General features: G+C 64.2%; 18 protein-coding genes and 1 pseudogene. 10 read left to right on the top strand and 9 right to left on the bottom strand.

Going from position 1 to position 25,455, the window contains the following annotated elements:
• Positions 1–4: 4 nt before the first annotated feature.
• Positions 5–1,240 carry a TRAP transporter substrate-binding protein gene (locus N5A93_RS12735; protein WP_268955489.1) on the bottom strand — a complete coding sequence of 412 codons (1,236 nt, stop codon included), beginning with the start codon at positions 1,238–1,240 and terminating at the stop codon, positions 5–7.
• A 116-nt stretch (positions 1,241–1,356) separates the two neighbouring features.
• Here N5A93_RS12735 and N5A93_RS12730 point away from each other — a divergent pair, with 116 nt between their 5' ends.
• The 5 genes from N5A93_RS12730 (at position 1,357) to N5A93_RS12710 (ending at position 9,403) form a co-directional block, all read left to right on the top strand.
• Positions 1,357–2,988, top strand: a complete 1,632-nt coding sequence (locus N5A93_RS12730; protein ID WP_268955488.1) for a GMC family oxidoreductase — start codon at positions 1,357–1,359, stop codon at positions 2,986–2,988.
• Between the two features lie 25 nt (positions 2,989–3,013).
• Positions 3,014–4,054, top strand: a complete 1,041-nt coding sequence (locus N5A93_RS12725; protein WP_268955487.1) for a YeiH family protein — start codon at positions 3,014–3,016, stop codon at positions 4,052–4,054.
• A 63-nt stretch (positions 4,055–4,117) separates the two neighbouring features.
• Positions 4,118–4,699, top strand: a complete 582-nt coding sequence (locus tag N5A93_RS12720) for an ImuA family protein (protein ID WP_268955486.1) — start codon at positions 4,118–4,120, stop codon at positions 4,697–4,699.
• Positions 4,614–6,092 (top strand): Y-family DNA polymerase, encoded by a 1,479-nt coding sequence (locus tag N5A93_RS12715; RefSeq protein ID WP_268955485.1) that lies wholly within the window; start codon positions 4,614–4,616, stop codon positions 6,090–6,092. The genes N5A93_RS12720 and N5A93_RS12715 overlap by 86 nt, the downstream gene beginning before the upstream one ends.
• Complete coding sequence (locus tag N5A93_RS12710) at positions 6,089–9,403, top strand: error-prone DNA polymerase (RefSeq protein WP_268955484.1); 3,315 nt, start codon at positions 6,089–6,091, stop codon at positions 9,401–9,403. The genes N5A93_RS12715 and N5A93_RS12710 overlap by 4 nt, the downstream gene beginning before the upstream one ends.
• A 52-nt stretch (positions 9,404–9,455) precedes the next feature.
• On the opposite strand, the gene N5A93_RS12705 is transcribed toward N5A93_RS12710, so the two are convergent.
• From N5A93_RS12705 to N5A93_RS12675, 7 genes are all read right to left on the bottom strand, one after another.
• Positions 9,456–10,601: an iron-containing alcohol dehydrogenase gene (locus N5A93_RS12705; protein ID WP_268955483.1), complete on the bottom strand. Its 1,146-nt coding sequence runs from the start codon at positions 10,599–10,601 to the stop codon at positions 9,456–9,458.
• Positions 10,598–11,977 carry an aldehyde dehydrogenase family protein gene (locus N5A93_RS12700; protein ID WP_268955482.1) on the bottom strand — a complete coding sequence of 460 codons (1,380 nt, stop codon included), beginning with the start codon at positions 11,975–11,977 and terminating at the stop codon, positions 10,598–10,600. Before N5A93_RS12700 ends, N5A93_RS12705 begins: the two co-directional genes overlap by 4 nt.
• Before the next feature lie 16 nt (positions 11,978–11,993).
• A complete protein-coding gene (locus tag N5A93_RS12695; protein WP_268955481.1) occupies positions 11,994–13,355 on the bottom strand; it encodes a glutamine synthetase family protein in 1,362 nt (453 codons plus the stop codon).
• A 70-nt stretch (positions 13,356–13,425) separates the two neighbouring features.
• Positions 13,426–14,463, bottom strand: a complete 1,038-nt coding sequence (locus N5A93_RS12690) for a TRAP transporter substrate-binding protein (protein WP_268955480.1) — start codon at positions 14,461–14,463, stop codon at positions 13,426–13,428.
• Between the two features lie 55 nt (positions 14,464–14,518).
• Positions 14,519–15,841 carry a TRAP transporter large permease gene (locus N5A93_RS12685; RefSeq protein WP_268955479.1) on the bottom strand — a complete coding sequence of 441 codons (1,323 nt, stop codon included), beginning with the start codon at positions 15,839–15,841 and terminating at the stop codon, positions 14,519–14,521.
• Positions 15,841–16,437, bottom strand: a complete 597-nt coding sequence (locus tag N5A93_RS12680; protein ID WP_268955478.1) for a TRAP transporter small permease subunit — start codon at positions 16,435–16,437, stop codon at positions 15,841–15,843. The genes N5A93_RS12685 and N5A93_RS12680 overlap by 1 nt, the downstream gene beginning before the upstream one ends.
• Positions 16,430–17,209 carry an N-formylglutamate amidohydrolase gene (locus N5A93_RS12675; RefSeq protein ID WP_268955477.1) on the bottom strand — a complete coding sequence of 260 codons (780 nt, stop codon included), beginning with the start codon at positions 17,207–17,209 and terminating at the stop codon, positions 16,430–16,432. Before N5A93_RS12675 ends, N5A93_RS12680 begins: the two co-directional genes overlap by 8 nt.
• Before the next feature lie 135 nt (positions 17,210–17,344).
• On the opposite strand from N5A93_RS12675, the gene N5A93_RS12670 reads away from it, so the two are divergent.
• Positions 17,345–18,244, top strand: a complete 900-nt coding sequence (locus tag N5A93_RS12670; RefSeq protein WP_268955476.1) for a MurR/RpiR family transcriptional regulator — start codon at positions 17,345–17,347, stop codon at positions 18,242–18,244.
• 98 nt (positions 18,245–18,342) lie between these two features.
• Here N5A93_RS12670 and N5A93_RS12665 read toward each other — a convergent pair.
• A pseudogene (locus N5A93_RS12665) lies at positions 18,343–18,775 on the bottom strand (transposase); the annotation flags it as partial.
• Between the two features lie 356 nt (positions 18,776–19,131).
• On the opposite strand from N5A93_RS12665, the gene N5A93_RS12660 reads away from it, so the two are divergent.
• The 4 genes from N5A93_RS12660 (at position 19,132) to rbbA (ending at position 25,451) form a co-directional block, all read left to right on the top strand.
• Positions 19,132–20,679 (top strand): bifunctional aminoglycoside phosphotransferase/ATP-binding protein, encoded by a 1,548-nt coding sequence (locus N5A93_RS12660; protein WP_268955475.1) that lies wholly within the window; start codon positions 19,132–19,134, stop codon positions 20,677–20,679.
• 58 nt (positions 20,680–20,737) lie between these two features.
• Positions 20,738–21,589, top strand: coding sequence for an isochorismatase family protein (locus N5A93_RS12655; RefSeq protein WP_268955474.1), 852 nt, complete (start codon positions 20,738–20,740; stop codon positions 21,587–21,589).
• Positions 21,590–21,745: 156 nt separating this feature from the next.
• Positions 21,746–22,735 (top strand): HlyD family secretion protein, encoded by a 990-nt coding sequence (locus tag N5A93_RS12650; protein ID WP_268955473.1) that lies wholly within the window; start codon positions 21,746–21,748, stop codon positions 22,733–22,735.
• On the top strand, positions 22,725–25,451 hold the full coding sequence (gene rbbA / locus N5A93_RS12645; protein ID WP_268955472.1) for a ribosome-associated ATPase/putative transporter RbbA: 2,727 nt from the start codon (positions 22,725–22,727) through the stop codon (positions 25,449–25,451). The genes N5A93_RS12650 and rbbA overlap by 11 nt, the downstream gene beginning before the upstream one ends.
• Positions 25,452–25,455 lie beyond the last annotated feature (4 nt).

Raw genomic sequence — 25,455 nt, 5'->3', positions numbered from 1 at the left:
CGGATCAGGCCGAGCGCCACCAGCGCCGCGGCTCGACGTTCTCGGGCAGCATATCGACCGGGATCTCACGCGCAACGTCGTAGATCTCCTGATAGGTGTCGATCCCGCCAGCCCAGTTGTTGATGCGCTCGCGCCACTGTGCCCAGGGCTCGGGGTTGAATTCCGGCGAGCACATTTCCTCGGCCATCTTGATCTGATCCTCGGCGAGGAAGGCCGGGCGCACGTTGTTTTCGGCGAAGATCGTGCCGGGCAACTGCGGATCCGAGAAGCCCACGGTCTTGACCAGCGCTGCTTCGTTCGCGGCCTGAACATGCACCTGCGCGAGATAGGCCGATTCCATGATCGCATCCTGAAGATGCGGCTCCATGGCATCGAAGACGCGCGAGGACATCGACGTGTGCTCGGTCCCGCAGAAGAACTTGAGGTCGACCGACTGGCTGACCACCGGCGACATGTTGGCATATGCCACGGCCGATGCCCATGTTTCGGCGCCGTCGATCAGGCCCTGCTTGAGACCATCCAGCGTTTCTTCCCATGCCACGGGCACCGGGTTGAGGTTGAGCTGCTGCATGGCGATACGGCCCAGCTGTGTGCCTGTGACGCGGTTCTTGGTGCCGAACAGTTCCTCGAGCTTGGTAACGGTCGGCTTGTCCGCAAAGGACTGACCGAGCTGGATGCCGCGCAACTCACAATGGCTGAACAGGAATTTGAGCCCATGGCGCTTTTCGAGGGGATCGCGCAGGATGCGCTGCGATTCCGGGCTGTAGAGGAAGTGATACTGCGAGGCCCGGCTGGGGAACATGTAAGCGTAATCCAGCACGTTAAGGTACGGCGCGCCGCCGGCCGAGTTCTGGGTCGACGCGGCATACATGTCGACGACGCCGTTCTGGGTCTTCTCGACGCAGTTGAGCTGTCCGCAAATCTGGTTGTCACCGATGAATTCGACGCGGATCTCGCCTTCGGTGCGCTCCTCCAGATCGCGCGCGAATTCGAGAACGCCGGCGCGTTCGATCAGCAGGTTGCGGGCGTTGAAGCCCGATGCGCCCAGTTTGAGCGTGTGCTTGGGTTCTTTCGAGAATCGCTTGTCATAGGTGCTTTCGGCGGCTTTGGCCAAAGACGGAAGCGTGACCGCGCCAGTCAGCGCACCCGCGCCCAGCACGACCGACGACAGGCCGAACTGACCTGACAGGCGGAACAGATCCCTGCGGCTGATGCCGCTGAGGGCTTTTGAAACTTTCATGGTTTCCTCCCATTTGTGCAATTTTGATACTTGCAGTCTCAATATTGGTCGAACTAAGGTCGATGTGGCAAGAAAAATCTTTCAATGTCTTGCCGCCGGGAGGAGGGTTTCAGGAAATGTCGGGGATTTCAGCGGATTACGTCATCGTCGGTGCGGGCTCTGCGGGCTGCGTATTGGCGAATCGCCTGTCGGCGGACCCATCGGTCAAGGTGGTGCTGCTGGAAGCGGGCGGGCGAGACTGGAACCCGTGGATTCATATTCCGGTCGGTTATTTCAAGACGATGCATAACCCTTCGGTGGACTGGTGTTACCGCACCGAGCCCGATCCGGGGCTGAACGGGCGCCAGCTTGACTGGCCGCGCGGCAAGGTTCTGGGGGGGTCGTCATCACTCAATGGCCTGCTTTACGTGCGCGGCCAGCCGCAGGATTACGACCGCTGGCAGCAGATGGGCAATCCGGGCTGGGGCTGGGACGAGGTTCTGCCGCTGTTCAAGCGATCCGAGAACCAGGAGCGCGGGGCGGATGATTTCCATGGCGACCAGGGGCCGCTTTCGGTGTCGAACATGCGGCTGCAAAGGCCGATCTGCGATGCCTGGGTGGCGGCGGCGCAGGAGGCCGGGTATCCGTTCAATCCCGATTACAACGGCGCGACGCAGGAAGGCGTCGGGTATTTCCAGCTGACCACCCGCAACGGGCGGCGCTGTTCGAGTGCGGTGGCGTTTCTCAATCCGGCGCGGTCGCGCCCGAACCTGACCATCGTGACGCGGGCGGCGGCGCAGCGCATTCTGTTCGATGGCGCGCGCGCGACGGGCGTGGCCTATCGCGATGGCGCGGGGCGCGAACAGGTGGTCAGGGCCGAGGGCGAGGTGATCCTGTCATCGGGGGCGATCGGGTCGCCACAGCTGCTGATGCTGTCGGGGATCGGCGAGGGGGAGCAGTTGCGCGAGCACGGGATCGAGGTGCGGCGCGACCTGAGCGCCGTGGGCAAGAACATGCAGGACCATTTGCAGGCGCGGCTGGTGTTCAAGTGCAATGAGCCGACGTTGAATGACGAGGTGCGCAGCCTTTACAATCAGGCGCGGATCGCGCTGAAATACGCGATGTTCCGCTCTGGTCCGATGGCGATGGCGGCAAGTCTGGCCACCGGGTTCCTGCGCACGGGCGACCATGTGGAGACGCCCGATATCCAGTTTCACGTGCAGCCCTGGTCGGCGGACAGCCCCGGCGAGGGGGTGCATCCGTTCTCCGCCTTTACCATGTCGGTCTGCCAGCTGCGTCCCGAAAGCCGGGGTGAAATCCGCCTGGCATCCGGGGATGCGGGGGTTTACCCGAAGATCCATCCGAACTACCTGTCGAGCGAAACCGATTGCCGCACCATCGTGGAGGGGATCAGGATCGCCCGCAGGATCGCGCGTGTCGCGCCGCTGGACAGCAAGATTTCCGAGGCGTTCCGGCCCGATGACTCGTTGGAGATGGATGATTACGAGGGCACGCTGGATTGGGCGCGCAACAATTCGACGACGATCTATCATCCGACCGGCACCTGCCGGATGGGTCCGGGCGAAGGCGCGGTGGTGGATGCGCGGCTGCGGGTCCACGGGATCGAAGGGCTGCGGGTGGCGGATTGCTCGATCATGCCCGAGATCGTTTCGGGCAACACCAACGCCCCGGCGATCATGATCGGCGAGAAGGCCTCGGACATGATCCTGCAGGACCGCAAGGCGGGCCGGGTGCAGGGGATCGCGTGAGACCCAAGCAAGCTGCGAGGACATGATGAAATCCTGGTTTGAAGGCCCCGACCCCGGGCAACGCATGGTCGCGCGGGTGCGCGGGCTGTTTCCCGGCATGATGGTGGCGCTGCTGGTGGCGCTGGCGGCGCAGTTCGTGGCCGAGCATTACGGCGCGCCGGCGATGCTGATGGCGCTGCTGTTCGGGATCGCGCTGAATTTCCTGAGCGAGCCGGGGCCGACGGCGGAGGGTATCGGGTTCACCGCGCGCACGGTGCTGCGTTTCGGTGTGGCGATCCTGGGGGCGCGGATCAGCGTCGAGATGCTGACCTCGCTTGGCTGGGGGATGATAGCGCTGCTGGTGGCCGGGGTGGTCGCGACGATCCTTTTCGGCGTGGTTTTCGCGCGGCTGATCGGGCAGGGGCCGCGCTTTGCGATCCTGACGGCCGGGTCGGTGGCGATCTGCGGGGCCTCGGCGGCGATGGCGATCGCGGCGGTGCTGCCCAAGGACGAGCGATCCGAGCGCAACCTGTTGTTCACGGTGCTGGGGGTGACGGTGCTGTCGACGCTGGCGATGATCCTTTACCCGATCCTGACCAATGCGCTGGGCTTTGACGAGCTGACGGCAGGGGCCTTTATCGGGGCGACGGTGCATGACGTGGCGCAGGTGGTCGGGGCGGGGTTCTCGATTTCCGACACGGCCGGGGAGACCTCGACCCTGGTCAAGCTGATCCGGGTGTCGTTCCTGGCGCCGGTGGTGGTGCTGATCGCGCTGTGGTGGCGCGACCCCGAAAGCGGCGCGGGCGAAAAGCGCCCGCCGATCATACCTGGATTCGTGCTGGGGTTCCTGGTGCTGGCGGGGCTGAATTCATTCGGGCTCATTCCGCAGGCGGCGGGCGTGTTCCTGGCGAAGCTGTCATCCTGGGCGCTGCTGGCGGCGATCGCGGCGGTGGGGATGAAGACCGACCTGCGCAACGTGATCCAGGTGGGGGGCGGCGCGATCGCGCTGATCGTGGCCGAGACGCTTTTCCTGGCCGGGCTGGTGCTGGCGGCGCTGATCTGGCTGGACCTGCTGGCGGTGGGCTGAGGCGCGGCGCAGGGTGTGCATCGCCTCGTTGAAATGCCAAATGTTCACGTTATGTTCGGATTCATGATGTCCGATCTTTTCGACTCGTTTCCCTTGCGAAAGGCCCGTGTCCATGAGGCGTGCGGGGCCGGGGCGAGCGGCTTTGCCGCGATCACCGCCGCGCGGGCGGCGTCGGATGTGTTGTGGATCCACGAGACCTGGCGCCCCGAGGTGCTCAACCCGGTCGGGCTGAGCGCTTTTTGCGACCCTGCGAAAGTGCTGGTCGCGCAGGTGAAGACCCAGCTGGAAGCCCTTGGCGTGGCGGAAGAAACCTTGCGCGACGGGGCGATCCCGCTGGTGGTGATCGAGTTGAGCCAGCCCTTGACCCTGACCGCCGGGCGGCGCTTGCAGCTTGCGGCGAAGGACGGGGACACGACCGGGCTGTGCCTGATTTCCGAGGAGATGGGCAGCAACGCGGCCGAAACCCGCTGGCGCTGCGCGCCGGTTTTCGATGCGCAGGACTCGACTCTGATGGCATGGGAAATTATCAAGAACAAAGCAGGAACATTGGGTGTCTGGCATGTTCGATGGGATAGGGCGTCGCGTCGTCTCGATGTGGTTTCCCCGGTTGGCGAGCGACCGGGTTCTGCGCGCGCATCCGGTTGACGGGCCGTTTGCCCTGACGCTGAAGCAGAACAATGCCAACCGCATATATTGCCTCAATGCGCAGGCTGAGCGGCTGGGGCTGCACCGGGGCATGTCGGTGTCGGATGCGCGGGCGTTCTGCCCCGATTTGCAAAGCCGCCCGGCGGAGCCGCGGGGCGACATGCGATTCCTGCATGTGCTGCGACGCTGGGCGACGCGCTATTGCCCCTGGGTGGGCCTTGAGGGCGATTCGGGGCTGGTGCTGGATATCACCGGGGCGGCGCATCTGTTCGGCGGCGAGGCAATGATGCTGTCGGATATGCGCCAACAGCTTGCGCGGGGCGGGGTCTCGGGGCGGATCGGGCTGGCGGATACGCGCGGCGCGGCCTGGGCGCTGGCGCGTCATGGCGAAGGGCTGGCCGCGCCGGGCGCGCCGATGGCGGCGCTGGGGGCGCTGCCGGTCGCCGCGCTGCGGCTGGACGAGGGCACCGTCACCGCCCTGCAACGGCTGGGATTGCGCAGCATTGCCGAGTTGGAGGCCACGGCGCGCGCGCCGCTGGCGCGCCGGTTCGGGCCGGAGCCGCTGTTGCGGCTGGATCAGGCGCTGGGCCGCCAGCCGGAGCAGATCACCCCGCTGGCCGAGCCGCCCCATTACGGCGTGCGCATGACCCTGCCCGAACCGATTGGCTTGCAGGGCGATGTGATGGCGGGCGCGGCGCGGCTTCTGGAGCGGGTCTGCGACAGGCTGAAGGCGCAGGAGGCGGGCGCGCGGGCGCTGTGCCTGACGCTGCGCCGGGTCGATCAGGAGGCGCAGAGCGTGGAATTGCGGCTGGCGCGCCCATTGCGCGACCCGGCCCGTATCCTGCCGCTGTTCGAGCGCGGCGTGGGCAAGGTGGAAGCGGGTTACGGGATCGACCAGATGCGGCTGGAGGCGACGCGGGTCGAGCCCTTGCCGGTGCAGCAGCTGAGCCATGTTTCCACCGACAGCCGCGCGCGGCTGGACGATCTGGTCAGCCGTTTGGGCACCCGGATCGGGCTGGAGAATATCCGCCGTTTCCTGCCCGCCGACAGCCATATCCCCGAGCGCGGTTTCATCGTCGCCCCGGCGGCTTACAGCCGGCCGGAGGGGTCTTGGGTCAGTTTGCGCCCGCGTCCGTTGCGCCTGTTCGCGCCCGAGCCGATCGCGGGCAGCGGGCCGCGCCCGCCGCAGCATTTCCGCTGGCGGCGGATGCGGCTTGTGACGGCGCGGGCCACGGGGCCGGAGAGGATCGCGCCGGAATGGTGGCTGGAGGATGACAACTGGCGTTCTGGCCTGCGCGATTACTGGCATGTGGAGACCCGGCAGGGGCGGCGGCTCTGGCTGTTTCATACGCCCCAAAGGCCGGGCTGGTTCGTGCAGGGGGAATTCGCATGAGCTATGCGGAACTTTGCGTGACCACGAATTTCACCTTTCTGACCGGCGCGTCGCATCCCGAAGAGATGGTGACGCGCGCGGCGGCGCTGGGGCTTGAGGCGATCGCCATCACCGACCGCAATTCGCTGGCCGGTGTGGTGCGGGCTTATGCGGCGCTGAAGGCGTTGCGGCGCGAGGCGGACGAGGCGGCGATACGGATACGCTCGCAGCACCGGATCGACCCCTGTTCGCGTCAGGAGGTGGGGCAGGCGGCGCCGATCGCACGGCCCGAAGCGCCGCGCCTGCCGCGGCTGATCACGGGCTGTCGTCTTGTGTTGCGCGACAGTCCGGTGGAGTGGCTTGCGCTGCCTTGCGAAAGGGCGGGGTATCAGCGGCTGACCCGGCTGTTGACCCTGGGCAAGCGGCGGGCCGGGAAGGGGGAATGCCACCTGGACCTTGCCGATCTGCTGGAGGGCTGCGCGGGGATGATCCTTGTGGCGCTGCCGCAGGGGCGGCTGTCGGGGGTGCTGGGGCCTTTGCAAAAGATGCAGCGGCGGTTTCCGGGGCATGTGTTTCTGGGCGCTGCGCCGCGCTATGACGGGTCGGATCAGGCCTATCTGCGGGCCTGTGCGCGGCTGGCGCACCGGGCCTCGGCGCCGATGGTGGCGGTGGGCGATGTGCTGATGCACCGGGCCGCGCGCCGCCAGCTGGCGGATGTGCTGACCTGCATGCGCGAACATATCACCATCGACGAGATCGGCACCCGCGCGCTGCCCAATGCCGAGCGGCGCCTGAAGGGGCATGACGACATGGCGCGGGTGTTTCGCGATCATCCCGCCGCGTTGCGCCGCACGCTGGAGATCGCCGCGCGGTGCAGTTTCTGCCTGAGCGAGCTGAGCTATGAATATCCCGACGAGATGTCCGGGGGCGAGACCCCGCAGGCGCGGCTGGACAGGCTGGCGCGCGAGGGGGTGAAGCGGCGTTATCCGCGCGGCGACGCGCCCGAACGGGTGCATGCGCTGTTGGAAAAGGAATTGAAGCTGGTCGGGGAGCTGGGTTTCGCGGCCTATTTCCTGACCGTTCACGATATCGTCTGTTATGCGCGTTCGCGGGGCATCCTGTGCCAGGGGCGCGGCTCGGCGGCGAATTCTATCCTGTGTTACCTGCTCGGGATCACCGATGTGGGGCCGGACCAGATCGCCATGGTGGTCGAGCGGTTCATCTCGAAATACCGGGGCGAGCCGCCCGATATCGACGTGGATTTCGAGCATGAGCGGCGCGAGGAGGTGATTCAGTGGATCTATGAACGCTACGGTCGCCACCGGGCGGGGCTATGCGCCACGGTCATTCATTTCCGCAGCCGGGCGGCGATCCGGGAAGTGGGCAAGGTGATGGGCCTCAGCCAGGATGTGACGGCCAACCTGTCGGGGCAGATCTGGGGCATGTCGAATGGCGGGGCGGAGCCCGAGCGGATCCGGGAGCTGGGGCTTGATCCCGAGGATCGCAGGCTGGCGCAGACCATCCGCCTGATCGGCGAGATCATCGGCTTTCCGCGGCATCTGTCGCAGCATGTGGGCGGGTTTGTCATCACGCGGGGGCGGCTGGATGAGCTGTGCCCGATCGAGAACGCGGCGATGGAGGATCGCACCGTCATCGAGTGGGACAAGGACGATATCGACACGCTGGGCATTCTCAAGATCGATATCCTGTCGCTGGGGATGCTGACCTGTATCCGCAAGGCCTTTGACCTGCTGGAGCGGCATGAGGGCCAGCGCATGACCATCGAGAGCGTCCCGCAGGAGGACCCGGCGACCTATGAGATGCTGCAACGGGCAGATGCGGTGGGCGTGTTCCAGGTGGAAAGCCGCGCGCAGATGAATTTCCTGCCCCGGATGAAGCCTGCGACCTTCTATGACCTGGTGATCGAGGTGGCCATCGTGCGCCCCGGTCCGATCCAGGGTGGCATGGTGCAGCCCTATATCAGGCGGCGCCAGGGGCTGGAGCGCCCTGAGCCCTTCGGCGATGCGCTGGCAGAGGTGACGCGGCGTACCCTTGGCGTGCCGCTGTTTCAGGAGCAGGCGATGCAGATCGCGGTGGTCGGGGCCGGGTTCACGGCCGAAGAGGCCGACCATCTGCGCCGCTCGCTGGCCTCGTTCCGGCGGATGGGCACGATCGGCACGTTCAGGGACAAGTTCATCGCCGGGATGCTGGGCAATGGCTACAGCCAGGCGGTGGCGGAGCGCTGTTTCGACCAGATCGAGGGCTTTGCCGATTACGGTTTTCCCGAAAGCCACGCGGCGGCGTTTGCCATGCTGGCCTATGTCTCGGCCTGGCTGAAATGCCATCATCCGGCGGTCTTTGCCTGTGCGCTGCTGAATGCGCAGCCGATGGGGTTCTATGCGCCCGCCCAGATCGTGCGCGATCTGCGCGAGCATCATGTGGAGGTGCGGCCGGTCTGCGTGAATGCGAGCGGCTGGGACAATCTGCTGGAGCGGCGCGCCGACGGGCGGCTGGCCTTGCGGCTGGGGTTTCGCCAGATCAAGGGTCTGCGCGAGGAGGATGCGGGCTGGATCGTCGCGGCGCGCGGCAATGGCTATCGCGATCCCGAGGCGGTCTGGCTGAGGGCGGGGATCGCGCCCGCGGTGCTGGCGCGGCTGGCCGAGGCGGATGCCTTTGCCGATATGGGGCTGACCCGGCGCGATGCGCTCTGGCAGGTGAAGGCGGTGCGCGGGCAGGCGCCGCTGCCGCTGTTCAACGACCCGATCGACGGCGAGGCGATCCGCGAGCCGGTGGTCGAGCTGCCGGCGATGCATCTGGGCGAGGAGGTGGTGGAGGATTACGTCTCGACGCGGCTGACCCTGCGGGCGCATCCGATGGAGATCCTGCGCCCGGCGATCCCTGACCTGACGCCGCATGACCGGTTGGCGACAACGCCGCTGAAACAGGTGAGCGTCTGCGGGCTGGTCATCACGCGCCAGCGCCCCGGCACCTCGTCGGAGGTGATATTCCTGACGCTGGAAGATGAGACCGGGGTGTCGAATATCGTGGTCTGGCCCAGGATATACGAGCAATTCCGCCGGGTCGTCATGGGGGGGCGGCTGTTGCGGGTGCGCGGTTATCTTCAGCGCGAGGGCATCATCGTGCATGTGATCGCGCAGCAGGTCGAAGACCTGTCGCCGCGCCTCGCCGAACTGGGGCATCCGCTGGACGAGGCGGTCGGCGTCACCCGGCCAGAGGCCGACGACGCGCCCCGCCCCGCGCGCTATCCGCCGCGCGCGCGCCATCCGCGCGAGCAGGCCAAGCGGCTGTTTCCAAGCCGGGATTTCCATTGATGCGAAACCGGGGAAGGGCGGGGGCGGACAGCACCTGCCCGCCCCGGTCTGCTTACATCGCCGCGCGGAAGAGCGCGGTCAGGTTCTCTTCGGTCAGTTTCACCGGATTGCCGCCGCAGGACGGGTCCTTGATCGCGCCTTTGACCAGATCGGGAATGGCGGCTTCGTTCACGCCAAGCGCGGCCAGCCCCTTGGGCACGCCAAGGCGGTCGTTGAAGCTGTCGACAAAGGCGCGGAAGCCCTTGTAGCCGCCTTCGATCCCCAGGTAGCTCGCGGCAAGGTCGAAGCGCGCGGCGATCATCGGTTCGTTGAGGTCCAGAACGGCGGGCATGCAGACGGCGTTGGTGGTGCCGTGATGGGTGTTGAAATGTGCGCCAATGGGGTGGCTCATGGCATGGATCGCGCCAAGCCCCTTCTGAAAGGCGGTGGCGCCCATGGCGGCGGCGCTCATCATCTGGGCGCGGGCCTCGATATCGGTGCCGTCCTCATAGGCGCGCGGCAGGTATTCGACCACCAGCCGCATCCCTTCGAGCGCGATGCCCTGGCTCATCGGGTGGTAATGCGGCGAGGAGAACGCCTCGACGCAATGGGCGAAGGCGTCAAGCCCGGTCCCGGCAGTGATGGCGCGCGGCATGCCGACGGTCAGTTCGGGGTCGCAGATCACCACGGCGGGCAGCATTTTGGGGTGGAAGATGATTTTCTTCTCGTGGGTTTCGGAATTGGTCAGCACGCCCGCGCGGCCCACTTCGGAGCCGGTTCCGGCGGTGGTGGGCACCGCGATGATGGGCGCGATGGCGTCGGCATCGGCGCGGGTCCACCAATCGCCGATATCCTCGAAATCCCAGACCGGGCGGGTCTGGCCGGCCATGAAGGCCACGCATTTGCCCAGATCGAGCCCCGAGCCGCCGCCAAAGGCGATCACGCCGTCATGGCCGCCCGCGTTATAGGCGGCGACACCGGCGGCGAGGTTGGTTTCATTGGGGTTGGGATCGACATCGGCGAACAGCCCGGCATCAAGCCCGGCCTCGCGCAGGACGTCGAGCGCCTGTGCGGTAATTGGCAGCCCGGCAAGCCCGCGGTCGGTCACGAGCAGGGGTTTGGTGATCGACGACTGGCGGCAGGCGTCGGGCAGTTCCGCGATGCGGCCTGCGCCAAAGCGGATGGCGGTCGGATAGGACCAGTTTGCGGTGAGGCTCATGATGTGACCTTCTTGAGGTGGTAGGATTTCGGGCGGGTGAGGTTGTGATAGCCGATGACCGAGAGCGCGCCGCCCCGGCCGGTGCTTTTGCAGCCGGTCCAGCAGAGCGCCGGATCGAGGTAATCGGCCCGGTTCATGAAGATCGTGCCGGTCTCGATGGCGTCGCCGATCCGCGCCGCGCGCGCCGCATCCGCGGTCCAGAGCGAGGCGGTGAGGCCGAAGGGGCTGTCATTCATCAGCGCGATGGCCTGCGCGTCGTCGCGCACCGGCATGATGCCGACCACGGGGCCGAAACTTTCGTCGCGCATGACGCGCATCTCGTGGGTGACGCCGGTCAGGATCTGGGGCGTCAGGTATGTGCCGCCGTCATCCTGCGGGAAGGTGTCGATATGGGCGGTTGCGCCACCGTCGCAGGCCTCGGATATCTGGGCGCGCACTTCGGCGGCGAAACGGGCATTGGCCATCGGGCCGATGGTGGTTTCGGGGTCGAGCGGGTCGCCGAGCCTGTAGCCGTTGACGATGGCCACGGCCTTTTCGACGAAGGCGTCGAACAGGCTTTCATGGACGTAGATGCGTTCGATCCCGCAGCAGCACTGGCCCGAGTTGAACATCGCGCCGTCGATCAGCGTATCGACCGCCGCGTCGAGATCGGCATCCTCCATCACATAGCCCGGATCCTTGCCACCAAGTTCCAGCCCGAGCCCGGTGAAGGTGCCTGCGGCGGCGCGTTCCATCGCCTTGCCGCCGCCCACCGAGCCGGTGAAGTTGACGAAATCGAAGCAGCTTTCCGAGATCAGTTGCGAGGTGGTGTCGTGATCAAGAAAGACGTTGCGGAACACGTCTTCGGGCACGCCCGCGTCATGGAAGGCACGCGCCATGCGTTCGCCCACCAGCAGGGTTTGCGTGGCGTGTTTCAGCACCACCGCGTTGCCCGCGATCAGGGCCGGGGCGACGGTGTTGATTGCCGTCATGTAAGGATAGTTCCAGGGCGCAACCACGAAGACCACCCCATGCGGCACGCGCCGGATATAGCGGTGGAACGTCGCGTCATCCGAGATTTCGATATCGGCCAGCCCCTCATGGGCGATTTCGGCCATGTATGACGCGCGTTCGTTGAAGCCGCCGAATTCGCCGCCATAGCGGACGGGGCGGCCCATCATCCGGGCCAGTTCGGGGACGATTTCGTCGTTCATCTCTCCGATGGCGGCGACACCGGCCATCACAAGGTCGATGCGTTCCTGAAGCGGGTGCGCGGCCCAGTCGGCCTGCGCGGCGCGGGTCTTGGCGATGGCGTCGCGGGCCGCGTCCGCGGTCAGGGTCTCTCGGGTGGCGAAGACCGATCCGTCGATCGGCGATGTGCAGGTCAGGGTGGTCATGCGAGTCCTCTGGGGATCAGGCGCGTTCAAAGCCGCGCTGGATTTCGTAATCGGTGACGGTGCGGTCGAAGTCTTCCTGTTCGACTTCGGCGGCGCGGGTGTAGTGGTCGACGACATCGTCGCCAAGCGCGCGCCGCAGCATGGCGGAGTTGCGGAAGGCCCCCGTGGCGGCGCTCAGCGTGTAGGGTACCTCGGCCACGTCATCCATGCTGTAGAGATCGCCCTGGACCGGCGCGGGGAGTTCGAGCTTCTCCTCGATGCCGGCAAGCCCGGCGGCGAGCTGGCCTGCGCAGGCGAGATAGGGGTTCATGTCCGAGCCGGGGATGCGGCATTCGATGCGCACGCCCTTGGTGTTTTCGCCCACAAGGCGGAAACCGGCGGTGCGGTTATCCACCGACCAGGCGGATTTGGTAGGGGCGAAGGTACCGGGCACGAAGCGCTTGTAGCTGTTGATATAGGGCGCCATGAGCAACATGCAGTCGGGCGCGTATTTGAGCAGGCCGGCGACGTAATGGCCCATGGTCCCGGACATGGCATGAGCGCCCTTCGGGTCGTGAAAGACATTGGCCCCGTCGGCGAAAAGCGACTGGTGGATATGGGCGGCGCTGCCGACCTTGTCGGCGCGCCATTTAGGCAGGAAGGTCGCCGCATGGCCATGCTGGTGGGCGATTTCCTTGACCGCGTGTTTTGCCAGGATGTGCTGGTCGCAGGCGGTGAGCGCATCGCCGTAACGGATATTCAGCTCTTCCTGGCCGATTTCGGCCTCGCCCTTGGTGTTCTCGACCGGGATGCCCATGGCATAGAGCGCGTTGCGCACCGGGCGCATGACATGTTCTTCGCGGCTGGTGAACTGGATCGAGTAATCCTGATTGTATTTCACCAGCGTCTCGAGGTCGCGATAGCCGCTGGCGCGGATCTCGTCATAGCTTTTCATGAACAGGAAGAATTCCAGTTCGGTCGCCATCATCGGGGTGAAGCCCATGGCCTTTGCGCGCGCCACCTGCGCCTGAAGCACCTGGCGGGGCGAGTGGGGGACGGGCGCGTGGTGATGGTGATCGAGATAGTCGCACAGCACCAGCGCGGTGCCTTCGAGCCAGGGGACCGGGCACAGCGTCGAGAGGTCGGGTTTCATGACATAGTCGCCATAGCCCGAGGCCCAGCTTGTCGCCGCATAACCGTCCGGCGTCGCCATTTCGAGATCGGTGGCGAGGAGATAGTTGCAGCAATGGGTTTCCTCATGCGCGGTTTCGAGGAAATTCGACACATGGAACCGCTTGCCGGTCAGCCGGCCCTGCATGTCGACGGCGCAGACCAGCACCGTGTCGATTTCGCCGCTTGCGGCCTTGGTTTTAAGCTCGTCCAGGGTCAGGGCAGCCATGTGCATTCGCTCCGTTCATACAAGGGGAGGGGGCCATGAAGCGGCCCCCTCGGGTCAGTGTGGTGCCGGTTCAGGTGTAGCGGTAGGGGCGGCCCGCTTTCTCCATGTCGGCATTGTATTGCTTGAAGATCTCGACGACCTTCGCCTTGGTTTCGGACTCGGCCGCGATCTCGTCCCAGAATTCGCGCGCGGCGGATTCGACCGTCGCCCACTCGGCATCGGGGATCGTGGTGAGCTTCATTTTCTCGCCGTTGACGCGCAGCCGCGCCTCGCCGCCCCAATACCACCACTGGCGATAGTAATGCGACTGCTCCATGCAGGTCGCCAGCAGAAGTTGCAGATCCTCGGGCAGTTCTTCCCAGCGGCCCATATTGGCGAAGAAATGGCCGACCCAGGCACCCGAGATGTTGTTCGTGAGGAAGTAGTCGGTCACGTCGGCCCAGCCGACGGTATAGTCCTCGGTGATGCCCGACCATGCGATGCCGTCAAGCTCGCCGGTCTGCACGGCGACTTCGATGTCCTCCCAGGGCAGGGTCACCGGCACGACGCCGAACTGCGACAGGAAGCGGCCCGCGGTGGGGAAGGTGAAGACCCGCTTGCCCTTGAGGTCCTCGAGGCTGTTGATCGGGTCCTTGGTCGCGAAATGGCAGGGGTCCCAGGACCCGGCGCTGATATGTTTGACGCCGACCTTGGAATATTCCTCGTCCCAGATCTCTTTGAGGCCATACTGGTTGAACAGCACCGGCACATCGAGCGAATAGCGCGAGCCGAACGGGAAGTAGCCGCCGAACACGGTGACTTCGGTGGGCGAGGCCATGGAATCGTCATCCGACTGCACCGCGTCGATTGTGCCGCGCTGGAGAGCGCGAAAGAGCTCGCCGGTGGGGACCAGCTGATCGGCGAAATAGAGTTCGATCTGCATGCGGTCGCCGGCGATCTTGTTGAAGGTGTCGATCGCGGGTTTCACCACATGCTCGGCCAGGGCGGCGCCGGCATAGGTCTGCATGCGCCATGTGATGGTGGATTGCGCGATGGCCGGGGCGGCCAGCGGCGTTGCGGCGATGCCGATGCCGGCGCTTTTGAGGAACTTGCGTCTTGTCGTGGTCATTTTCTTTCTCTCCTTGTTATGTTTCGGCCCCGTTTGGCGAGGCTTCTTCTTGGGGTTATTTGCCGTAAACGTAGTGTGGCAGCCAGAGCGCGATCTGCGGAAACAGCATCACCAGCGCCAGCGCCCCGGCCATGATTGCCACAAAGGGAATGATCGAGCGGTAGATGTCGCGCAGGCGGATTTCCGGCGGGGCCATGGCGCGCATCAGAAAGAGGTTATAGCCGAAGGGCGGGGTCATGTAGGCGATCTGCGTGGTGATCGTGTAAAGCACACCATACCAGATCAGATCGAAGCCCAATGCGCCCACCAGCGGCACATAGAGCGGGGCGACGATGACCAGCATGGCGGTATCGTCAAGAAACGTGCCCATGATGATGAAGCTGAGCTGCATCAGGATCAGGATGCCCCAGGGCCCAAGGCCAAGCTGCGCGGTAAAGAGATCCTCGATGGCGCGCACCGCGCCCAGCCCGTCGAAGATCGCGCCGAAACCGAGCGCGGCGAGGATGATCCACATGAACATGCAGGAGATCGCCAGCGTGCTGCGCACGGATTTTTCAAACACGGCGCGGGTCATGCGCCCCTTGAGCACCGCGGCCATAAAGGCCGTCATCGCGCCGATGGCCGAGCTTTCCACGAGCGAGGTCCAGCCCTTGACGAAAGGCACCATCATGGTGGCGAAGATCAACAGCGGCAGCAGCCCCGCGCGTAAGAGGCGCAGTTTTTCAGACATAGGAACGTTGCGCTCTTCCTTGGGCAGGACCGGCCCCAGTTCGGGCTGAATGCGGCAGCGCAGCCAGATGTAAACGATGAAGAGCGTGGCCATCATCAGCCCCGGCACGATCCCGGCCAGCCAAAGCTGTCCGACCGGCTGGCGCGCGATCATCGCATAGAGCACCAGCACCACGGATGGCGGCACGAGGATACCCAGTGAGGACCCCGCCTGGATCACGCCGGTTACCATCAGCTTGTCGTAATTGCGCCGCAACAATTCGGGCAGGGCGATGGTGGCGCCGATCGCCATGCCGGCCACCGAGAGGCCGTTCATCGCCGAGATCAGCACCATCAACCCGATCGTGCCGATGGCAAGCCCGCCGCGCACCGGCCCCATCCAGACGTGGAACATCTTGTAGAGGTCGTCCGCGATGCGGCTTTCGGACAGAACGTAGCCCATGAAGATGAACATCGGCAGCGTCAGCAGCGGATACCATTTCATCAGCTTCATGGCGGCGGAAAACGGAATTTCCGCTCCGCCGGTGCCCCAAAGCATCAGCCCGGCCAACGCACCGACGAAACCAATTGCACCGAACACGCGCTGTCCGGTCATCAGCATCAGCATCATGCCGGAGAACATGACAACGGCGATGAGTTCCTGGGACATCAGACCTCCACTCCCCGGATGCGGCCGAGATCGCGGAAGAATTCCGCCAGACATTGCAGGATCATCAGGAAGACCCCGACGCAGAGCAGCACCTTGATCGGCCAGATCTGTGGCCGCCAGGCGGTTGAACTGACCTCGAGATGACCCACCATGTCACCTGCGGCGGTCTGTCCCTGCGTGAGGAAGGTCACGAGAAGATCCCAGAAGAACTGAAACGGCTCCATGCCGAAATAGCCCAGCGAATAGGCGGTCGAACTGATCGCGCCGTAAAGCAGGATGCCAAGGTAGAAGATCAGGAAGAAGATCGTGAAAGCATCGACCGACGCCTTGGTGCGGGGTGACCATTCGCCATAGAAAAGGTCCATGCGCACATTCGAGCCGAGCTGGATCGAATAGGGGCCGCCGAGGATGTAATAGGCGACCATCACGAATTGCGCGGTTTCCAGCGTCCAGAGCGATGGCGAGAGAAAGGTCTTGGAGACCGACGACCACAGCAGCACGCCGATCAGCGCGAAGATCAGATACATCGCGATCCGCCCGATGAAGCGGTTCATCCCGTCGATCATGCGGATATAGGCCAGCATCGCCTTAGGCATCGCTTTGCTCCTGAAGGCCGAGATGCGCGAGCGCGGGGCGCAGAAGGGTGGCCAGCTCCTGCGCCATGGCGCGTTCGTCTGCCTGGGTGGTCAGCAGGTCGTTGCGCAGTTCGATCATCACGTTGGGCAGGTTATTTTGCAGGCCGTGCAGGCGCAGCGTGTGGGTCACGCCGTCGGCCGGGCCATAGGGCGCGTTGCGCTCGATCTGGCGGTGAGGCAGGCGGTGGACTTCGGCCAGCATGGAATCGGCAAGGCGGCTGTCATCGTCATGAAGGATGCCGATCTCGACGCTGCGCGGCGTTCCGAACCAGAGCGGCGTGAAGCTGTGCATCGTGATCAGCGCGAAAGGCGTGCCCTGCGCCTTGCGCTGCGCGATCAGGTCGGAGACCGCCTGGGTGAAGGGCGCATAGACGGTGCGGACGCGTTCGGCGCGGTCAGCTTCGGAGAGGGCCGCGTTGCCGGGGATGGCGATGGTTTCGCTTTGCGCGGGCATGGCGCTGGGCGCGTCGGGCGGGCGGTTGCAGTCATAGACCAGCCGCGAGATCCGGCCCGCGATCAGTGGCGCGTCAAGCGCCTTGCCGAGCAGCCGTGCCACCGCTTCGGCGCCGGGATCCCAGGCGGCGTGGCTGGCGCGGGCGGCGTCATCGAGGCCCAGCCCGTCGTAACGCGCGGGGATGTGGTTGGAGGCATGTTCGCAGATGATCACCGCCGGACCCGTGCCCGTGGCATTCATCACGTCAAAGGCCAGTTCGGCGGTTTCGGCCACGGTCATCCCCCTGTTATTGGAAAAACCTTTCCACGCAGAAATATTTATGTCAATAATTTTCCAGTGGCTTGGCGGGGGAAGTCGATCCCGTGCCTGCGCGCCGGAGATTTGCACAAAAAACAGCCAGATGAGGCCCCGCTTTTGACCGACCGCGAGCCCACCGGAACGCCCCACCAGACAGCAGCGAAAGCCACGGTGCGTCAGCTGATCCGCAAGCATTACCCGCAGCTGACGCAGTCGGAACGCAAATTCGCCAATGCGCTGGTCGAGGATTATCCCGGCGCCGGGCTGGCGACGATCACGCTGGCGGCGGCGGGGGCGGGGGTGTCGACGCCGGTGGTGGCGCGGATGGTGCAGAAGCTGGGCTTCAAGGGCTATCCGCAGTTCCATCAGGCCTTGCTTCAGGAATTGCAGGCCAAGGTCTCGGGGCCGACCGCGCGACGCGCGGTCTGGGCCGCCGAGGCGCCGGAATCGCATATGCTCAACCGGTTCGCCGATTCGGTGACGCAGAACCTGAGCCAGACCTTCGCCAATATCGATTCCCGGCAATTCGACACCGCGGCACGGTTGCTGGCAAGCGAGGCGGGGCTTTACGTGGTGGGCGGGCGGATCACACGGTCATTGGCGGAATATGCCTTTACCCATTTCCAGGCGATCCGCGAGGGCGTCGTGCATCTCACCTCGTCGCCCGCAACATGGCCGCATTACGTGCTGGACATGGTCGAGGGCGATACGCTGCTGATCTTTGATGTGCGCCGCTATGAGGAGAACCTGTTGCGGCTGGCCGATATCGCTGCGGAGCGCGGGGTCCGGGTGATCCTGATCACCGATCAATGGGCCAGCCCGGTGGCCGGTGTCGCCGAGATCACCTTCAATTGCTGGGGCGAGATCCCGTCGGCCTGGGATTCCAACATCGCCACGCTGTCGCTGCTGGAGGCGCTGATCGCCGCCACGCAGGAGGCACGCTGGCCCGATGCGCGCGAGCGGTTCGAGCGGCTGGACCGCCTGTTCGAACTGACCCGGCTGTTTCGCAAGCCCTGAACAGGACAGGTATGGGCGCATGGGCGAAATCGGGCGCAATCCGAAAAGATGGCTCCCAGAGGTCGATTTTCGCGAACCGGTTGCCTTGGGGTCAGGACTCATAACCAGCAGATGACGGTTGCCGCGAGTGCGATTGCGGACAGGAAGACCATCGGGCACCTGTCATACCGGGTTGCGACGCGCCGCCAATCCTTGAGCCTGCCGAACATGATCTCGATCCGGTTGCGCCGTTCATGGCGGCGCTTGTCGTATCTGACTGTCGTCTGGCACTGTTTCCGGCCAGGAATACAGGCGCGTATCCCTTTGTCTTTCAACGCATATCTGAGCCGTCAGGCAGCTGGCGTCGATCATAACGGTCTTCTCCTCGGCCTGCTCTGTGGCCAAAGCAACCATCATTTGCGCGAAGATGCCCGTGCCACTCCAGCGCTTCCAACGGTTGCAGCGCGTCTTGTGAGGGCCAAATTCCTTCGGCGCATCCCGCCAAGGTAACCCATTGCGGTTGATGAAAATAATCCCGCTCAGACCCCTTCTCCATGTGCGGGAAGATCCTGCAGCCGCCGATGCGCCATCCGTCACGTCGTCGCGAATGCAAGCTACGCTCCGGGCAGATGCCTTTGGTGCCAGAGTGCCGGATCCAATCCATCCGCCAGCATCACTTCGCTTGACGCTTCGGAACGAGACATCGCTTCCCGGTGACCCGTGCGTCTTCGAAACCGTGACTATCCCTGCTGCATTTTCCAGTTTCAGGATAGTTGCGCCACAAGGTTTGCGGCAGAATCTGCAAGAGCAAAGGGACACCAGGCCATGTCTGGCTCGATTAACCGATGTTAAGGCAGACCGTCAGCAATGGGATAAAGTTCGCGACATCGCGGTGGCAGGGAACAAGAATGCGTCAAGACGACCAGGGAATGGCCAAGGCATTTCTGTCGGATTCCCGGAGCTACGGGATGACAAGCGTCGTCGAGCGGATCGACACCCATATCTCGCACCTGTTTCTGGCGGGCGAGCGGGTGTTCAAGCTCAAGCGGGCTGTCTGTCTGCCCTATCTCGATTTCTCTACCCCGGAGCTGCGGCTGGCCGCCTGCGAGACGGAGTTGCGCCTCAATCGCCGCACCGCGCCCGAGCTTTATCTTGGGGTTCGCCGGATCACCGCCGGTGCAAGGCGGCCTGAATTCGACGGCTCGGGGGGGCTTCTCGATGCGGTGGTCGAAATGCGCCGGTTCGATCAGGACGCGCTGTTCGATTCAATGGCGCAACGCGGGGCGCTGACATCCCGGCATCTTGATGAACTGGCACACGAGATCATGGTGTTTCATGCGACCACACCGGTGGATGACGACGCTGGCGGTGCCGACAACATCGCATCGGTGTTGCGCGTCAATGCGGAGTCCTTCCGGCAGGGCACTGTCTTTGCCGAGGCCGACATCTCCCGCCTTGACGCCGCTTTCGAGACGGCTCTGCGCACCCATGCTGATCGCTTGAACCAAAGAGCGCGCGTGGGTCATGTGCGGCGCTGTCACGGTGATCTGCACCTGCGCAATATCTGCCTCTACGAGGGTCGGGTCCGGCTGTTTGACTGCCTCGAGTTCAACGACGCGCTTGCGACCGTGGATGTGCTTTACGATCTCGCGTTTCTGACCATGGACCTGTGGCATCGCGGCCTGCGGCGCGAGGCGTCGCAGGTTGTTAACCGTTATTGCGACGCATCCGGGCAGGAAGACGGTTATGTGCTGATGCCGTTTTTCATGGCCCTGCGTGCTGCGGTGCGGACCCATGTCATCGCGAAACAGTCCGAAACCGCGGAACGCGAGCAGGACAGGCTGGCGCAGGAGGCGCGCGCTTATTTCGATCTGGCCGAGCACCTCCTTGAGCCCGCGCCCGCGCGTTTATTGGCGTTGGGGGGGCTCAGCGGGTCGGGTAAATCGACGATTGCCGCGGCGCTCGCGCCGCATCTGGGCCATGCGCCGGGTGCGCGGGTGATCAGCAGCGACCGGACGCGAAAGGCGATGTTTGACACCGCCTCCGATCAGCCGCTGCCACCCGAGGCCTACAGCGCCGAGGTCTCTGCGCGGGTTTATAGCGCGATTGCCGCGCGGTCGAAACGACTGCTTGAAGATGGCGTTACCGTGATCGTCGAGGCGGTGCATGACCGCGCCGAGGACCGTGCCCGTATCGAGGCCGTGGCCGCTGCGGCAGGCGCGCCGTTTGACGGTTTCTGGTTGCAGGCCGATCCCGAGGCCCTGAACGCGCGGCTGAAAACACGCGATCCCGGCGCGTCAGATGCCGATGCCGATGTGCTGGCCAACCAACTTGCCCGCGCCCCGAAAGTGACCGACTGGCAGGCCGTTTCAACCATCGGGACCGTCACGGACAGTCTGAACAGGATCCTTGCGATAGTGACCGGGGCCAGCGACAGGCCGTCCCGCCGTCATTGACATATGACCGCTCAAGCAGCGTTCGCGACATGGTCTGGCACCCGACAGGAGAATGATGATGGCACAAGACGACACCAAAATCCCCACCCTGGAAGAGGCGCTGCAACAGCCTTGCAAGTTTCGCGACATGAAGCTTGCGATCGAGCCGATGCGGAATTACGACAGCACCCCGGATGGCCCCAACGACACCCCGATCGCGTTCTGGGCTTCGTGGGATCTGGCGGATCGTTCGCGCCGGATCGCCCTGCTTCTTGATGATTGTCAGGAAGAATATCGCGCCTACGCCAACGACATTCTGCCAAACATGGTCAGAATCGTCGATGCTTTCCGGGCGGCGCGTGCCCGGAGTGACGGGGTCTGCATTGCCTGGAGTGCCTGGAGCCGGCGTTTCGATGATGGAATATCGAACGCCATGGATCGCTGGTACGGCCCGAGAGGGCTGCGCCCGGAAAACCCGGAGAACGCGGCCTATGTCTTTACCGGGGCACCCGGGCTGGAACCTCTGACCGAGATCGCGCCAACGGAACACGAGGTGGCAGATGGCTGGTTCTATCATGGCAAGCATCTCGACATGTTCTGGACATTCGACGAGGACGGCGCGTCTTATCTAGACAAGAAGCTCAAGGCCCATGATATCGACACGATCGTCATCGTCGGGCTGTGGACGGATGAATGCGTGCTGAGCACCGCATATGCCGGTAATTCCCGGGGTTACGATGTGGTTGTGGTCGGCGATGCCGTCGCGACGGCGACGGCCAACCAGCAGATCGCGCTCACGGTCGCCGACAGCACTGTCGCTAAGGTGCTATCGACCGGGGACGTCGTCCACTACATGCAAAAAGACTTTGTCACGGGAAAGCCGGGGGCAGTGAAGGGCACGCGCTTTCCCGACGGCCGAAAGGAAAGTTGACATGGGTCCGTGGCGTGCCGGGGGTCTGCAACCGGCGCTTTCGATCACCTGCAGGTTTTGTTCGGCTGTGTATGTGCCCGAATGCGTCTGGTTTGCTGAGGACAAAAGCAGCTGGGGCCTTGCTGATACAGACCATTACAGGAAAGACGTGCTGCTATGTCCATGAAGAATGGGTTTTTGTATGGGGCGGCTATTCTCGTGCTTTTCGGGGCCGGATTTCTCTATTGGGTGATGACCGCGGATGACGGCCCGCCGCCGGGATTCACGACTGCAAACGGACGGATCGAGGCGGAACGCGTGGATGTGGCCACGAAATTCAGCGGTCGCCTGACAGAGATCATGGTGAGCGAGGGTGATCGCGTCGATGCGGACGAGGTGCTGGCCCGGCTCGATGATACGCAGCTTCAGGCCCAATTGCGCGAGGCGAAAGCACAGGTTGGCGAAGCGCGTCAGACGCTTGCGGAACGTCGTGCGATGCTTGCAGAGAAGAGAAGCACCCTGACCTATGCTGAAAAGGAGCTTTACCGCGCCGAAGAGCTGGGCGAGCGCGGGTTTGCGCCCGAGGAAACCATCGATCTAAGCCTTTCGAAGAAGGAATCGGCTGAGGCGGCCGTGGATTCGGCGAAGGCGGGTATCGCCGCCGCAGAGGCCCGGATCGAGGCTGCGCAGGCCACTGTTGACCGGCTGCAGGCGGATCTGGAGGAATATGTCCTGCGTGCGCCCCGTTCGGGACGGGTGCAGTATCGCCTTGCCGACACGGGAGAGGTGCTTTCCGCAGGCGCGCGTGTTCTTACGCTGCTGGATCTGACCGACGTCGTGATGACCGTCTATCTGCCCACAGGCGCGGCAGGACGGCTGAGCTATGGGGCGGAGGCGCGGCTGGTGCTCGATGCGGCCCCGCAATACGTGATCCCGGCCAGCGTCAGCTTTGTCGCCGGTGAGGCGCAGTTCACTCCCAAGTTTGTCGAGACAGAGGAGGAGCGCGAGAACCTGATGTTCCGGGTCAAGCTGCGGATCCCGCCCGAGATACTTGCCGATTATCAGGACGTGGTGAAGACCGGTGTCCCCGGTCTGGCCCATGTGCGCGTCGATCCCGACGCGGAATGGCCCAAGGCGCTCGCTGTCCGGCTGCCCGATGTCGATTGAGGCGGTCACCGCGGATCTGGCGCGTATCAGCCACCGCTACGGGGCGATCTTGGCGCTGGATGATGTCAGTCTGCGCCTCGCGCAGGGTGACATGGTGGGACTGATTGGCCCGGACGGGGTTGGCAAATCCACGCTTCTGGGCCTTATGGCCGGAATCCGGCGGATACAGCACGGACGGGTCGAGGTGCTGGGCGGTGACATGGCCAATCCCGCGCATCGCGCCGCAAGCTATCCGCGCATTGCCTACATGCCGCAGGGCCTTGGCCGGAACCTCTATCCCACACTCTCGGTTCACGAGAATGTCGATTTCTTCGGTCGGCTCTTCGGTCAGGGCCGGTCTGAGCGGGAGGAACGGATAAGGGAGCTTCTGGAGAGCACCGGACTGGCCCCCTTCGCGGCACGTCCGGCGGACAAGCTGTCGGGCGGCATGAAGCAGAAGCTGTCGCTTTGCTGCGCTTTGATCCATGACCCCGATCTGCTGATCCTCGATGAGCCCACGACCGGTGTCGATCCATTGTCGCGCAAACAGTTCTGGGAGCTTATCGACCGCATTCGCGCACGCAGCCAGGGCATGACCATGGCCATCGCCACGGCCTACATGTCCGAGGCCGAACGCTTTGATCATGTGGTCGCGATGGATGAGGGCCGGATTCTGGCCACCGGCACACCGCAGGACCTGCGTGCCGAGACCGGGGCCGATACGCTGCAAGAGGCATTCATCGCGTTCCTGCCAGAAGAAAAGCGCGAGGGTCACGGATCGGTGCATCTGCCCCCGCGCGACCGGACCGAAGGCCCCGCCGCCATCAAGGCCGAGGGGCTGACCAAACGGTTCGGCGATTTCACCGCTGTTGAAAATGTCAGTTTCGAGATCGGGAAGGGTGAGATTTTCGGCTTTATCGGATCCAATGGCTGCGGCAAGACCACTACGATGAAGATGCTGACCGGTCTGCTGGATCCGACCGAGGGTCATGCACGACTCTTTGGCAAGCCGATGGACAGCAGCGACCTGGCGACACGGCGCCGCGTCGGCTACATGTCGCAGTCGTTTTCTCTCTATTCAGAGCTTTCCGTGCGGCAAAACCTCGTGCTGCACGCGCAGCTGTTCCAATTGCCCGCCGCACGCCAACGCGCCCGGGTGGGGGAATTGCTGGAACGCTTCGAGCTTGAAGACATTGTCGACAGCCGTCCCGGCAATCTGCCGCTTGGCGTCCGCCAGCGCCTGCAACTGGCCGTGGCCGTCCTGCACGAACCGGAGGTGCTGATCCTTGACGAGCCGACATCCGGCGTTGATCCGGTGGTGCGCGACAGGTTCTGGGAATTGCTGATCTCTCTGTCGCGCGAGGATGGGGTGACGATATTCATATCGACCCATTTCATGAACGAGGCCGAGCGCTGCGACCGCATCTCGCTCATGCATGCGGGGCAGGTGCTGGCCGTGGGGACCCCTGATGCGCTGCGCCGTGAGCGCGGCGCGGAAAGCCTGGAAGATGCATTCATCGAGTATCTAGAGGAGGCTGCGGGCGATGACGAAGATGCGGAGACGCCTGCACCTGACCGTCAAAAACGCCGTGCCGGGGGCCGGCGCGGCCTGATCTCCTCTGCCCGGGTCTGGGCCTTTGCCCGCCGCGAGGGGATCGAGCTCAAACGCGATCCGATCCGACTGGCCTTTGCGCTGTTGGGGCCGGTGATCTTGATGATCGCGGTCGGCTTTGGCATTTCCTTCGACGTGGAAAACCTGTCTTACGTGACTGTCGATCAGGATCGCAGCGCCGAAAGCCGTGCCCTGGGACGTCAGTTTTCCAGCTCGCGCTATTTCCAGACGTATGGCGAACTGAGCTCCGCCGCCGAGATGGCCGTCCTGTTGCGCGGTGGCGATGTCACGCTGGCCCTCGTCATTCCGCCCGATTTCGGACGCGATCTGCTGGCCGGTGAGCAGCCCGAAGTGGCACTCTGGCTGGACGGATCCAACACGGTGCGCGCCGAATCCGCGCGGCGCTATGCCGAGGCGACCTTCAACGGCTTTCTGGTCGAGATGTCGCAGGCCGAATCCGGTCGGGTGCCCGAGCTCTATCCGGCCACCATCGAGCCGCGCTTTCGTTATAATCAGAGCTTCGATTCGGCCGATGCGATCCCGCCCGGCGTCCTGATGATGATGCTGATCATGATCCCGACGATGATGACCGCCCTGGGTGTCGTGCGGGAAAAGGAGATGGGTTCGATCACCAATCTCTACGCGGCCCCGGTGCGCAAACTGGAATTCCTGATCGGTAAGCAGATGCCCTACATCGCCGTCGCCATGGTCAGTTTCTTCACTCTGGTCGGCATGCTGCTGGTGGTGTTCGGGCTGCGGATCGAGGGCAGCTTGCCAGCGCTGGTGACCGGGGCCTTGCTTTACACGAGTGCGGCCACGGCGTTCGGGCTGGTGATCTCGACCTTCGTGCGCAGCCAGATCGCCGCGATCTTTGGCAGCGCGATCATCGTGATCATCCCGACGGTCAACTTCTCGGGCATGCTCTACCCGGTCTCCACGCTGGACGGAGTTGCGAAATTGATCGGCGAGGCGTTCCCGGCGCTCTATTTCCAGCGGATCAGCACTGGAGTGTTTAACAAGGGGCTGAGCCTGGGCGATCTCTACCTCAACCACCTGATCCTTGCGGGATTCTGTGGCGGTTTTCTCGTGCTCGCCACCTTGCTGTTGCAAAAGCAGGAGGGGTGAAACG

Origin of the sequence: Roseovarius salincola, assembly GCF_026891095.1 — a bacterium.
Lineage (GTDB): Bacteria > Pseudomonadota > Alphaproteobacteria > Rhodobacterales > Rhodobacteraceae > Roseovarius > Roseovarius salincola.
Note: the sequence above shows the minus strand (reverse complement) of the source record. Positions and strands in the feature narration are given on the sequence as shown.